Consider the following 12,822-nt stretch of genomic DNA (forward strand, 5'->3'; position numbering starts at 1 on the left):
GTTTCCAGCTCAATCAGAGCTCATCGAGCGCTTCCATTACCGCTTCGCCCCTCACCGCTCCGTGCGAGCCATGCCAAAAAGCCTGACCTTTATACAAAACAATAGCCTGTGGGGACTGATGCTGCACACCCGATTTTTCTGCAACATAATTCGAGAGTGGTCTTTCAGCTCTTACGTCAATAAAATAGACATCCGCCTTTTCCATAATTTGTTCCATATTCCGTTCAAGGCTCAAAAGGGAATAGGTGCAGACGCTGCAGGCAAAACTGTGCTTATAAATCAAAGCCGGGCGTGCATTCGAATCAAATATCGGCTCCGCCTGATCCTTGTTTTCAAAACGGGCCCACTTATCTGAAATGGACGGACCGCCTGACGATTTGAATATGTCTAAGAAACTCATTCGAACTCCCGGTCCAGCATGTCAAGAATACTTTCACCGTCTTCCCCAATTCCAGAGCTTACGGCTACACGAAAACCAATACGTGGTGACGCCTGATGACCAAGGCCAAAGTTACGCACACCTGATCCGATAAAGAATCGGGATGAAGCCCAGCTGCCTCCCCGGTGAATTTTACGGGGCTCATCCAGTTTGAAATAGAGCGAGCTGGTGTACCGCTGCTCCCGGTTCAGAATCTGATAGGAGTTGGAATACGCATCAAGCACCCATTCGGAAACATTTCCGGCCATGTTATAAAGGCCAAAATCATTAGGATCAAAAGCATTAACCGGAGCCATGAGGGTATACCCGTCAAGGTTGTAGACACCGGGTTCCTGCATGTAATTGGCAAGGAAATTCCCCTGCCGGTCCTGAACCGTATAGCCATCCCACGGGAATACGCGTCCGCCTACCCCCGATTTAGCCGAGTACTCCCACTCTGACTCGGAGGGCAGCCGGAAACCAGCCCATTCAGCGAACATCATAGCCTGATACCAGTTTACTGCAACAACGGGATGGTTATCGTAACGCTGATTATAAAAATAATCTTCAAATCGGAGAATGGTTTGCAGGTTTTGCTCTTTCCACGAATCTTCAACAGGAAAAAGAAATTCAGGACCATCTATAGAAACGCCTTCGGGCAGCTGATCGGGAGTGAATTCCAGCTCACCGGTAATATCGTCGAAAGATTGCCCGTCTTCTGTTATGTACGAGGCATAATAAGCTGCATCAGGGAAATCAAGCCCCATAGCAGCGAGAAACAACTTGTACTCTTTGTTGGTTACGGTGGTCCTGCTAAGTTTGAAATCCGGTACAAAAACGCGGATACGGCCATAGTTTTGAATCTGAAAGGGATCTTCGTCCATGTGCCCCAAAACAAAGGTTGAGCCCGGAATTCGTGAAAAGCTTTTAACGTAGGAAGTATTTCCCAATGCAACATCCGTGAATGTCACCCGCGCAGCCAGATCATTTCGTTTAAGCCCCAGCGTATTGCGGTCAATAGCAATATCTCCAAATGCGTCAAAAAAGGCTTCGCGTTGTGCTTCATTCGCGCTATCCATGTTTTCACGGATATACCTGAACTGGGAATTAAGATCGCGTCCGAGCCGCTGCTCACGTACACCTCTCGAAAGCGGTATTCGAATACCCAAAGCGATTACAACAGAGTGATTTGCATCCGGCTTTTCTATAAGCTGATCAATGCCATCAAAGTAGTTATTGAGAAAAATATTATACCTGTACGTTGCAAAAAACTCCGTGCCTAATATCATGGCTTCAAGACTGCCACCCAGGGAGTAAGAAGGGATCATTTCCGGGATCACTTCATCAATTGCTTTTCCTCCCTCCGTTCTTCTGAGCGGGAAATCCTGTGTCCATTCATTACGAAAACCTGAACCCGGTACGATAGCCTGTCCGCTCTCATTTAGAAGATAATCTGTTCTGGGGTTGTGGTACTGATAGGCAAAAGAGGCTTCAGGACTTACAGCTATGGTTCCGTACACGGGGATCCTTAATGAAAGACCGATTTCAGGACCAATAGCCGTGTTCTTTATATTTCCCGGAATCAGCCCTAATTCTGCTATATCATAATCCCATCGAATAGCAGAGCGCTGTAAATCTGAGGAGTAACTCAAGACCGAAAGGCCGAAACGGGCCTGTGCTGTTATGCCCCAAAAATTATAAACAGGCCGTTGCAGAGTTAACCGAAGGCTGTATCCGTTGATCGGTAGTGGCAACGGATTAAACACATTTGCAAAATTGCGGTAGTTCCCGATGAAACTGGACGTTCCGACTTCTAAATTCAGATCAACATTTCGGAGGAGTGAGAAACGTGACTGAACAGATTCCTGCTGATCCCGCAAGTCAGGCTCTGACTGAGCGAAACTTTCATTTGAAGAAGTTGCGGCTATGAAGACCACAAAAAAAAGAACAGTAACAAGTTTCATAAATAATTTATTAGGAATAAGCGTCTCTGGTCGTCAGGAATTTTTAATTATCGCCTTAAGGTCGGGCGTTTCTGAGAAGGTTAGGAATTTCCCCATAGGTAAACTGCATCATGATTGAGAACAGCTGTGTCCGCACTTCTTCACGAATAAAATCCAGCTCATATTCAAATGGCGGATCTACTGCCCGGGCAAGTTCGATACCATCTATACTATAAAAATGATGGGGATACCTGAATGACATCATCAGATCGTAAAAGGAGTTGCTTTCATCAACAAAAGAGCGGCCCACCCCGCGTGAAAAAAAGAACTCCATGGTTGAATGGTCACTGAAATCGAGCAAAAAGCCAAGACCGTTTTCCAGATCGCTGAAATAATCGTCGGGATTGCTGTCAAACGTGAAGCGCCCTGGATACAGAGCACTACCAAGAATAAGCTGCCCTGGTTTAACATTTAAACCATTTTCATCAATTCGAACTCGGAATTCAAATTCAAACATGCCAATGGCACTGAAATTTGCGAAATAGCTGTCATTGTCATCAACAAAATTTCTCAAATTGAATACATCGCCCCGGGCAGGTAAAAAAATAACCTCACCGGTTCTGAGCCTGGAAACGACCTCCAACTGCGTGTCAAGCTGTGCAATAAGCTCATCATAGCCTAATGGCTGATCTTTAACAAATATTCGCTCCATGCCAGCTCTCATACTGGGCTGCACGCTGTACGCCTGCACAAAGCCACCTCTGATGGCATCATTTAAAGAGTCGCGTAATGCGTGCCAAAAACGTTGATTATTTCCGCTTAAGCGGATGAGATCCTCATTTTCTCTTGAAGTTGTAAATCTAAGAAAAGGATCATGAGGCTCAATTAATCCGGTAATTCGCGCCGTGGATTCCCATGAGGATGAGACTGGTGGAATGAGGTCTTGTGCCCGGACCGACATACTTAACAAAAGCAGAAAGAATACAGTCAGGAAAACGGAACGCATGTTCATCGGGTGTTTAGTGAAAATAAATCCTGAAATTGGTTATTTGGCACCGGCTCCGTGACCCCTTCAAAGTTTATTCGGTTTACTCCCTGAATTTCAAATCGAACTTCATTACCTCTTATGCTGCTGTCGAGCTGAGAGAGCCGGAAGGGGCCGTAGATAAACTGTCGTGTCGCCTGGTTACGTCTGTTGTCCCGGGGCAAATCGGCTGCATTTACAGTTATAGTTTGCGGCGGACGCCCTTGCTGATAGGAGCTGATGCGCATGATATCGAGCGCGTAACGCGCATCATTTGGATAGTCCTGCAGGAAAGCCGGATCCGGCTGAACGACAATTTCGATCTGATCGTCATTAATATTCACAACATCCCCAGGGCTTAGAATTTCTTCTGTCAGATGCCGGCGCATAAAAACCCTTGGCGGAGGAGGGGGGACTACTTCAAAGTTTCTTACATCAATTAGACGGGGTTCACCTGATTCAGAAAGCCGGTAAACAGAAATATTAGTTTCTGAACCAGCAGGAGACCATCTTATGCGGTTTCCCTGAACCCTGAGCCCCCGGGAAGACTCTCTTAATTCAATTTCTGATGCAGAAACACCTTCAATCAGAAAACTGAGGTCGTTTTCAGCATTACTTACCAAACGCTGCGGCGTATTTGAGAAAATATTTACCGTAGGCCTGCGAACTACAAATGTGCGCTCGACTTCACGGGCTTCAACTTCATTATCAACAATGGACTCTATGAAGATATTTGCTCTGAAACTCACCTCTACTTCATTTATTTCCGGTGAAACCCCTTCAAATAATTGAGAGGTATCAAATCGGAATTTTCGCGCTCCTGCATCATATACAAGCCCTTCAGGACCTTCAATAATTTCAACACCAGGGTTTGCAAGTGTGTTGAGTGCATTCCCGTTAATCCCCGAATCAAGCGGTTGAAAGAATATATCGGCCGAAAACTCATCACCGGCAAAAAGCAATCTGCTTTCGGGTATCGCAACAGGACTGATATCATCCCGGTCAATCACCAATGCACCTGATTCAAGCTGGTATGTTGACATCGCATAGAGCAGTATTGGCAAATATATAGCGGTCATAAAATATAACCGCAATCGCATAATATTACTTCCGCTTGGTGCTGGCATATAGTTTAGCTGCGGTTAAACTGATCAAATTTTTGGGAAGCCTGCTTCACATTTTTGTCAAGCTGCGCGATACTTTCAGTAGCCTGTTTCAGGTTTTGGTCAAGCATTTCGACCCGTGAAGACAAATCCATCTGCTGCATTTTCACGAGTGAACCCATGTTTTTCTCATAACTTTCGATGGATTGACCAAACTTTGCTACCTGCACCCCCAACGCTAAAAATTGCTGCTGAAGATCATTCATCTGCTGGTTGTATTTACTTGTTACCGCCGCCTGCTGGGCGATTACTTCAACCATTTGATCGAGGCGGTGATCAAGCTTTTGCTCCAGCTGCTGCTGTACCTGTTGCTTTAGCTTATCCGTGTAGTCTTCCCCAAAGTCCAGACTCGGGCTTACAACATTATTAGCCCCTGCAAAAGCAGGAGCGGCTGATTTTACAAGTTCCAAATCGGCTTTATCAGGGTGAATTTCTTCATAGTCTTCCCCTTTAACAAACCCCATAATTATGAATACAATACACTCACCAAGAAAACCAATGGGCATGAATATCTGAAACAGAAGATCCCCTTGCTCTGCAGTAAGCAAGCCCCAAAAAGGAGGTTGCCAAAGTTTCATCAACACTCCAAAAATAGCAAAAGCGCCAAAGACGCCTACAAAAAACTGATCCCACTTAATTCTGCGAACCAAATAATAAATCGGGACGTGGTCCGGGCGGTACTTATCTTCTAAATTCAATGCTTTAATAACTTTAAGTACATTATTTTATCGAAAACCTAATCAAATTGTAGTCCAAAACAATCGGAATATACAACTCTGAGTCCTATTAGAATCAACAACTTTGCAAGACAGTTTTGCCTTTATTTTGGCTACCTACGGAGATTAAATTAAACTAATATTTTCCTCTGCAAATTACTAACTATCAGGCTGTAAAATTCTGAATAACAGCTTACTATTGTAGCTAAACCTGCTAAAAAGCAAGTAGCTATAGCCTTTCCCCAACGCTAAAGTATTTATTACGCTCTATTTATATTTCTCAGCTGCTTTTACAGCCAGCTGATCCGCCCGCTCATTCAGCGGGATGCCTGAATGGCCTTTAACCTTAACCCACCGAACCTGATGCGGCTTCATAGCCTGTATCATCTCCTGCCACAAATCCTTATTCTCAACAGGTTTCTTATCCGCTTTCAGCCAGCCCCGCTTTTGCCAGCCGTAAATCCATCCCTTTTCAAACGCGTTGATAATAAGTGCGCTGTCGCTGTTAATCTGCACTTTGCAGGGGCGTTTCAGGGCGTTTAGGGCTTCAATCACAGCCTGCATTTCCATCCTGTTGTTCGTTGTATTTCGCTCACCGCCACTCAGCTCCTTTTCTTTACCCTTCCAGCTCAGGATTGCCCCCCAACCTCCGGGACCAGGATTGCCACTGCATGCACCGTCAGTAAAAATGACGACTTCAGAAACAGGCGATTCGCTTCCTTTTCGGGTCACAGGCATTAAAAATATTGAGCTTAGATTAATGGTATGTCAGCTTCGGTCCGTCTATTATTCATCCTGACAAAGCTAATACCATCACGGCCTATTTCCAACTTAAGTCGTAGAAATCACTAAAACCGGGTTATCAGGTTGCGGTCAATTGATTGCTTTGGACTTAAGTTATAGCACAGCACACACCAAAACCAGGCCTGCATACGAAACAGCATAGTAATCCCCACGCTAAAAATCCGCGCGTGATGATTAAGATATCTCATCTAACGATCTTTTAGCCTGAGCTTGCAAGCAACAGATTTTCGGTATAATGAGGCGGGCTAAGCCTGATAAAAAGCATTCATATTTCTCATCAGGGGCTGGAACATCTTCCGGTAGTGTTTGGTCGCAAGAATGACTGTTTTATACCATTTGTACTCATCTTCATCAGAGAACTCATAGATAATGGAACGGCCAACAACCGGAAAAGCAGGGTGCTCCCGATCTGCTAAGAGATTTACAAAGGCTTCAATATCTCCTCCTTGCGCTCCGAAACCCGGTATAAGCAAAGGCGCCTGAGGAAATTTATCGAGAACAGACGCGAGTCGCTCTGTCTGCGTTGCACCTACAACCATTCCAAGCGTACCAAGGGCAAGATCATGGCGGCTGAGTTCATGCAGGCGAACAGCTATCTCCTCGGCTAATGTGTGCCCCTTATCCAGCTTTTGCATCAGGAAATCATTCGCGCCTGCATTGCTTGTAAGCGCGAGGGCAAAGACGGCGCGGCGGCTGTCTTTAAGGAACGGCAGCAGCGTTTCAATACCCATTAGCGGGTTTAGGGTTATGGCATCAGCCCTGAATGCCTTCAGGTAAGCTGCGGCATATTTCTTTGTAGTATTGCCAATGTCGCCACGCTTGGCATCCGCGATCAGTAATTTATCATAAGGTATAGCGCTGCATACCTGACCAAATACATCCAGCCCTTCGTCTCCCAGGGCTTCAAAAAAAGCCAGGTTTAGTTTAAAGCCCGCGCAGTACGGAATGGTGTGTTCAATGATTTCCCGGCAAAAAGTAGTTACAGCGTCTGCTTTCGAGGACGCTTTTCTCCTTATAATTGCGGGTAATTTATCATAGTCCGGATCCAGTCCGATAAGCAGACTTGTATCAGCAGAACCGACTGCGATACGCATTTTATCACGAAAATTCATCTACAGTTCTCTATCGTTAATTTGGGGCATGAACAAAAACCGCCCTCCATTCTAGTCCTTATTTATACAACTGAATACAATGTTTGAAAACTTACCATGGGGATAAATATAGTTAAAAAAAAGCAGTATACCGACAGATATCAGTTTGCTTTCAAAATAAACTGAAAACAAAAACGCCTTTAAATTATGACACGCCAGCTTGGTCCGCGATTCACCTCACAGGTGCATTGTAGGGTGCAACTTAGCGCTGTCTTTTCAGGAAACTTTGAATGACAGATAGGCTTATCTGAATATAATGACTAAAAGAAAAACGGATGTAAAATGAACGCTTCGGACTTTTCCCGTTTATGGCATCAAGCTTTAAAAACGGGAAAAGTCCGGTACAGAAAAAGGTTATCCCCAAATAACGCTGTGCATGCTATTCATCCAGTGGCACGAAACGAACGGCCATGCCTCCGCCAGCAGCAAGTCGCAGCGGCAGTATCGTTGTGCTGCTGACTTCCATTTCGACATATTCGAGTGCGTAGGGGTTGTGCTCCCAGTGCGCGTCGGTGGCATCGCGGTAGATTTCGGCCCGGTAGCGGCGCCCTTCATCGAGGAAGGAGAGCGGCGTTTCGAGCAGTCTTCCCTGCTCGTTGGTGATGCTGCCCAGGAACCATTCATCGCTGTTGCGGTCCTTGCGCACTACGGTGATGAAGTTTCCGATGCTGCCATCCGGCACAAGGGTATCGTACCAGTCAGCCGGTACATCCTTGATGAACTGCAGCGGCAGCGGGGCGTTTTCGTAGTTTTGGGGCAGATCGGCTGCCATTTGCAGCGGACTGTAAATCACCACGTAAAGTGCCAGCTCTTTTGCGAGCGTGTGCGGCACGCGGTTATCGGGGCGCCATTCTTCGAAGAGAAGGTCAACTACCCCGGGAGTGTAGTCGAACGGACCCGCGAGGTTTCGGGTGAAGGGCAGCATGAGCACGTGATTGGGCGGGTTGCCGCCGTTTTCGCCCCAAGCGTTGTACTCCTGACCCCGGGCCACTTCGCGGGTCATCAGGTTGGGCCAGGTGCGACGCAGGCCGGTGTCCTTCACGCCTTCGTGCACATTCAGCGAAATCTGATGCTGCGCCGCCAGCTCCACAACCGTTTGATGATGCTCCACCATGTGCTGTCCGTGATGCCATTCATAATTGCGGTTGCCATCGGCGTCGGTCCAGAAAATTTCCTGACCGTGCCCGACGTAGCCGGTTTTCACCGCGCGCACGCCGAGGCGCTCATACAGGGCAAACGCTTCTTCCATCTGCGCTTCGTAGTGCTCCACGCTTGCGGATGTTTCGTGATGCCCCATCAGCCGCACGCCCCGTTCCAGCGCATAAGCGGCCACGCCTTCGAGATCAAAAACATCATAGGGCCGCGTAAAATCGAAGACCACGCCGTCTGCGAACCAGTCGCCTTCCCAGCCGGGATTCCAGCCCTCTACCAGCACGTGATCAAAGCCGTGTTCGGCGGCAAAGTCGATGTAGCGCTTCGCGTTTTCGGTCGTTGCCCCATGCCGCGGCCCCGGTTCCCAGGTTGATTTATCGAGGTGCATTTCCCACCAGATGCCGACGTACTTGGCCGGCTCAATCCAGCTTGTGTCCTCGATTTGGTTCGGTTCGTTGAGGTTCAGGATGAGGTAGGAGGTGATCAGATCGCCGGGGCGGTCGGCTACCTGTAGGGTGCGCCAGGGCGTGACCGCGGGCGCCTGCGTACGCACCCGAATGCCATCGGCCCACGGCATAAGGTTCGCCTTTAGGGTGAAATCCGCAACGCGCTCGAGCGTCATGCTGCTGTAATTGGTGAGCGCCGCTTCGTGAAAACTGAGGTAAATATCATCCGCGGTACGCATCGTAAGCGGCGTGTGCACGGTATCAACGGCAGCCAGCGGTGTATTTTCGGTGAGGTACTCAAACCGGTTCCACTGATAGGCGCCAATCCACCAGCTTTCGTGATTGCCGGTAAGCGTGAACTCGGTCAGCTCATCATCGATCAGAATTTCAGACAGGTTCGGCTGCTCCGGGAATTCGTAGCGAAATCCAAAGCCATCATCATACACCCTGAAAACGACGTCAATGCGCCTCGCGAGGGCATCCCGCTGCTGTAACTGCACCCGCAGTTCGTTGTAGTGATTCCGGATGAAGCGTTTCTCGCCCCACACCTGCTCCCAGGTTTCATCGAAAGTGCTGCTCTGATGACCCAAGAGTTCAAAGTTGGTGTCGAAATCAGGCGCACCGGCCAGTTTGAAGCCCAGCTTCGAAGGTAAAATCAGCGTCTGCCCAAGTCGGCTGAGGCTGTATTTCGGCACCCCGTCTTCAAGGGTGAAGCTCACTTCGAGCACATGCTCAGGAGAGGCAAGCTGCAGCGGCTGTGCATCCGCGCGCTGGGTAAAACTGAAGGACAGGGCGGCTACTAAGCACATCATCAGAAAAGGTATCATCTGTTTCGGTATTCGGGTTCATGGTTGAGGGGCGCAGAGCGGTCAGGCTGTTGATTGTACCGCAAAATTAATAGTATTTGAATATACGGATTATGTTTTAAAGTTGCGCTTTCCCGTAATTGGACCCTTCAAAAGCACTAATATTCACTCTGTCCAATAGCTTGTTCAGCGCTTGAATTAATATGCCAATTACCGCTCCGGCAAATCTGATAATTTTATGCGTGTGTATGCGCCGGATTTTTTATCCTCAGGGTGAGGCTCAATCCCTAAAATGGTAATCTCCATTCGATTGGGTCCATAAGTCCAGTAAAATCTGCGTGCCGTCTTGCCCTGATCCATGTATGATTGCCAAATCCTGAGATCATATTTCTTGCTTAAAGGCTTGATTTCATGCGTATTCAAACCGGGATGTTTAGGATTTAAACTCAAATTCCCAATGGCTTTTCCAAAAATTTAAACAGCTCCCTTTCGTCCGCACTGAGCGAGTCGGACTTTCGCTTCTCAAGCAAATCATCCCAAAAACTTTCCATTTCGGGAACACCCATTCGAATGACATACGCCGGCATTTAGCCCAGAAGCTCGTCTAATTCATCCAAATCCACAGCACGTGATACGTTTCCCGCTTTCAGGTTGGCAACAGATTGGTCTAACATAGATACTGTTTTTTCCGAAATCTCGTCAGGGTGCACGAGTACACGCGGACTTAGTTCTATGGTACCATCTTTATGCTCGCGCACGCGGTAATACGTGTTTTTTGCTCCGCGAAGCGTGATTCTCTTTTTGGAATCAAGACGGGCGTCATATTCTTTGATTTCCTGTGTCATTGCATGTGAACTTAGTTTAACTGAATATGATGCAAAATAAGCCTAAGTGGGATATCCCACAATGATACCTTTACCCTATTCCTCGGAGCTTTTCCAAAGCATAAAACCTACCCCAAACTCCAATCCTTTTGCTACGTCTGCCCGCTTTTTTATGGATGAAGCCCAGTATCACATCAGCGTTTCTTGTGCGGACTCAGTAGGCCTCGACAAAAGAGAAGCTCCTTGTTTATACGCCCCCAAATCATCATTCATCCCAAAAAATCGTCGTGCTATCGTTCAGCCAACCGCCTCCATTTCCTGAATCAGAATTTCCGCGGGTATTCCAAGTTTTTTGTGGAGTACCCTGATGTAGCGCAGCGATAAAGGTCTTTTCCCGTTGAGGATTTCACTCGCCCGCGAGCGGGAACCCAGCAATTTGGCGAGGTCTGACTGCTGCATACCGAGCTGTTCCATGCGAAAAGCAATAGCTTCAACCGGACCTGGCTTTTCAATAGGGAAATGCTTTTGCTCCCAGGCTTCCACAAGGAGTCCAAGCACTTCCAGTTCATCTCCTTCAGGAGTGCCGGGACGCGCATCGAAAATCGCTTCAATGCGTGCGAGGGTTTTTTGGTAGTCTGCTTCAGTAAGTATGGGACGAATGCTCATAATTGAAAACTTAACTTAGATTTTAGATGCATCGATTTTTTCATATTCAGCATGTGTACCGACGAATCGAATAAAAACCTGACCGTAATCATAGTTGATCTTTACAATCAATCGGTACTTATTGCCTTTAATATTGAACACAACGCGATTATCCGGTAGAATGCTGGCACTCGGATATTTCTTTTTGATGATATGCGGTGACGACCACTTTGATCGCTCCGCTTCAAAAAACCATGCTTTTAAAGCGGATTCACTGTCAGGATGAATTATCCAAAAGTCGCGTAGAGTTTTTCGGGCAATAATTCTCATGAATATAAAGATAACGAGTTCCAATTTATGGAACAACTCTTAGTGGTTTCTTTTTGGCTAAAAATTATCTCATTCGCACCACATACTAAGTTTCGCAAATGCTATGTCAATCCGCACGCCCTTCTGCCGCCTTCATCCCCGCAAGCCGACCGCTCACCCAGGCCCAGTAGAAATTGAAACCGCCGATGCGTCCGAATACATCCATGATTTCCCCGCACAGATACAGTCCGGGATGCAGCCGGCTTTCCATGGTTGCGGGATTGATTTCCTCCAACGGTACGCCGCCGCCTGTGACTTCAGCTTTGCGGTAGCCTTCGTCGCCGTTTACGGGTAACTCGCAGGCCGTGAGGAGCTTCAGCAAACGCTTGCGCTCTTCCCGGCTCAGCTCTGCGGCTTTGCGCTCGCCTGGGTTTTGGCGGCTGTCTGTTGCAGCTTCCGCACACAGCACTTCGGTGAGCCGGTTCGGAAGATACTGACGCAGCACCCCGTTTACCGTCACCCCGCCTTTGCCCTCAAGGCGGGTCCGCCAGGTTTCATGATCGGCGTCATCCCAGCTGACTTCATATCGCAGGTTCTCGCGACTCAGCTCTGATTTCTTTGCAAATTCTTCCCGATAAAAATGAGAGACATCCAGCACGGCCGGTCCGCTGTAGCCGCGGTGCGTAAACAGGAAACCGGTGCGGTTGGCCTCAAACAGGCATTTGTCGCCGTGCATTACGCGCATACGCACATTCAGGCTGAGTCCGCTCAGGGCCTTGTGCGCGGCATTGGTACCGAGCAATGGGGTCAGTGCCGGATAGACCGGACCCGTGAGATGGCCGTGTGGTTTCAGGAAACGGTGTCCCATCCCGTCGGTGCCGATCGTAGGCACTGAAAGCCCACCGGTGGCTATGATGACGGCATCCCCCGAAAAAACCTCCCCCGTAGTCAGCTTCACCTGCCAGCCCGTGTCCAGGGGCGTGATACCTTCAACCGCGCTCTCATATCTTACTTTGACACCCGCATCAAGCGCTCGCGTCAGCAGCAAGTCGCGGACTTCCTTGGCCGAATTGCTCACCGGAAACCACTTGTTCGATTCCTCTTCGCAGGCAAGCCGCAGCCTGAGTTCATCGGTGAACCAGCGCTTGCAGGCGGAAACCGACCAGGTTTTGAAAATCTTTTTGAGGATGTTCGGGGATGAGGCTGTGTGATAATCAGCCAGCGTCGCCTTCACCGGGAGCACGTTGCAGCGGGTACCGCCGCTCATCAGGATTTTCTTGCCCGCCTGTTTGGTGCGTTCAAGTACCAGGACCTCAGCACCCTGCTCAGCGGCAAAAATGGCAGCGGTCAGACCGGCAGCACCGGCACCGCACACAAGTAAGCGTTTACTCACAGGAACAGTCCGTTTTGGGTTTGGGATG

Annotated in this window: 13 protein-coding genes; all 13 read right to left on the reverse strand. The window is 48.2% G+C overall.

The annotated features are described in order from the left end of the window. Window positions 1–13 precede the first annotated feature (13 nt). Window positions 14–400 carry a bacillithiol system redox-active protein YtxJ gene (ytxJ, locus tag CYPRO_RS14865; protein ID WP_114985370.1) on the reverse strand — a complete coding sequence of 129 codons (387 nt, stop codon included), beginning with the start codon at window positions 398–400 and terminating at the stop codon, window positions 14–16. Beyond that, entirely contained in the window at window positions 397–2,382 is a 1,986-nt protein-coding gene (locus tag CYPRO_RS14870) for a formylglycine-generating enzyme family protein (protein WP_114985371.1), read from the reverse strand. The genes ytxJ and CYPRO_RS14870 overlap by 4 nt, the downstream gene beginning before the upstream one ends. Before the next feature lie 55 nt (window positions 2,383–2,437). After that, entirely contained in the window at window positions 2,438–3,367 is a 930-nt protein-coding gene (locus CYPRO_RS14875) for a hypothetical protein (protein ID WP_124245638.1), read from the reverse strand. Window positions 3,368–3,369: 2 nt separating this feature from the next. Beyond that, window positions 3,370–4,428, reverse strand: coding sequence for a hypothetical protein (locus CYPRO_RS14880; protein ID WP_124245639.1), 1,059 nt, complete (start codon window positions 4,426–4,428; stop codon window positions 3,370–3,372). An 89-nt stretch (window positions 4,429–4,517) separates the two neighbouring features. Then, entirely contained in the window at window positions 4,518–5,246 is a 729-nt protein-coding gene (locus CYPRO_RS14885; RefSeq protein WP_114985374.1) for a hypothetical protein, read from the reverse strand. Window positions 5,247–5,531: 285 nt separating this feature from the next. Further along, window positions 5,532–6,002, reverse strand: coding sequence for a ribonuclease HI (gene rnhA, locus CYPRO_RS14890; protein ID WP_114985375.1), 471 nt, complete (start codon window positions 6,000–6,002; stop codon window positions 5,532–5,534). Between the two features lie 311 nt (window positions 6,003–6,313). Continuing rightward, window positions 6,314–7,180, reverse strand: a complete 867-nt coding sequence (gene pyrF, locus CYPRO_RS14895; RefSeq protein ID WP_114985376.1) for an orotidine-5'-phosphate decarboxylase — start codon at window positions 7,178–7,180, stop codon at window positions 6,314–6,316. Window positions 7,181–7,598: 418 nt separating this feature from the next. Next, window positions 7,599–9,644 carry a glycoside hydrolase family 97 protein gene (locus CYPRO_RS14900; protein WP_240644774.1) on the reverse strand — a complete coding sequence of 682 codons (2,046 nt, stop codon included), beginning with the start codon at window positions 9,642–9,644 and terminating at the stop codon, window positions 7,599–7,601. 189 nt (window positions 9,645–9,833) lie between these two features. Next, on the reverse strand, window positions 9,834–10,046 hold the full coding sequence (locus CYPRO_RS16795; RefSeq protein WP_240644775.1) for a hypothetical protein: 213 nt from the start codon (window positions 10,044–10,046) through the stop codon (window positions 9,834–9,836). Window positions 10,047–10,210: 164 nt separating this feature from the next. After that, on the reverse strand, window positions 10,211–10,468 hold the full coding sequence (locus tag CYPRO_RS14910) for a hypothetical protein (RefSeq protein ID WP_114985377.1): 258 nt from the start codon (window positions 10,466–10,468) through the stop codon (window positions 10,211–10,213). A gap of 276 nt (window positions 10,469–10,744) precedes the next feature. Beyond that, window positions 10,745–11,113 carry a helix-turn-helix domain-containing protein gene (locus CYPRO_RS14915; protein ID WP_114985378.1) on the reverse strand — a complete coding sequence of 123 codons (369 nt, stop codon included), beginning with the start codon at window positions 11,111–11,113 and terminating at the stop codon, window positions 10,745–10,747. 15 nt (window positions 11,114–11,128) lie between these two features. Then, window positions 11,129–11,422 carry a type II toxin-antitoxin system HigB family toxin gene (locus tag CYPRO_RS14920; protein ID WP_114985826.1) on the reverse strand — a complete coding sequence of 98 codons (294 nt, stop codon included), beginning with the start codon at window positions 11,420–11,422 and terminating at the stop codon, window positions 11,129–11,131. Window positions 11,423–11,528: 106 nt separating this feature from the next. Next, window positions 11,529–12,794, reverse strand: coding sequence for a BaiN/RdsA family NAD(P)/FAD-dependent oxidoreductase (locus CYPRO_RS14925; protein ID WP_114985379.1), 1,266 nt, complete (start codon window positions 12,792–12,794; stop codon window positions 11,529–11,531). Window positions 12,795–12,822: the final 28 nt, after the last annotated feature.

Source organism: Cyclonatronum proteinivorum, assembly GCF_003353065.1.
Lineage (GTDB): Bacteria > Bacteroidota > Rhodothermia > Balneolales > Cyclonatronaceae > Cyclonatronum > Cyclonatronum proteinivorum.

Coding starts and splice junctions, on each gene's coding strand:
- CYPRO_RS14910 (WP_114985377.1), bottom strand. CDS start 10,468: ATGACACAGGAAATCAAAGAATATGACGCCCGTCTTGATTCCAAAAAG.
- rnhA (WP_114985375.1), bottom strand. CDS start 6,002: ATGCCTGTGACCCGAAAAGGAAGCGAATCGCCTGTTTCTGAAGTCGTC.
- ytxJ (WP_114985370.1), bottom strand. CDS start 400: ATGAGTTTCTTAGACATATTCAAATCGTCAGGCGGTCCGTCCATTTCA.
- CYPRO_RS14900 (WP_240644774.1), bottom strand. CDS start 9,644: ATGATACCTTTTCTGATGATGTGCTTAGTAGCCGCCCTGTCCTTCAGT.
- CYPRO_RS14915 (WP_114985378.1), bottom strand. CDS start 11,113: ATGAGCATTCGTCCCATACTTACTGAAGCAGACTACCAAAAAACCCTC.
- CYPRO_RS14880 (WP_124245639.1), bottom strand. CDS start 4,428: ATGTCAACATACCAGCTTGAATCAGGTGCATTGGTGATTGACCGGGAT.
- CYPRO_RS14870 (WP_114985371.1), bottom strand. CDS start 2,382: ATGAAACTTGTTACTGTTCTTTTTTTTGTGGTCTTCATAGCCGCAACT.
- pyrF (WP_114985376.1), bottom strand. CDS start 7,180: ATGAATTTTCGTGATAAAATGCGTATCGCAGTCGGTTCTGCTGATACA.
- CYPRO_RS14920 (WP_114985826.1), bottom strand. CDS start 11,422: ATGAGAATTATTGCCCGAAAAACTCTACGCGACTTTTGGATAATTCAT.
- CYPRO_RS14875 (WP_124245638.1), bottom strand. CDS start 3,367: ATGCGTTCCGTTTTCCTGACTGTATTCTTTCTGCTTTTGTTAAGTATG.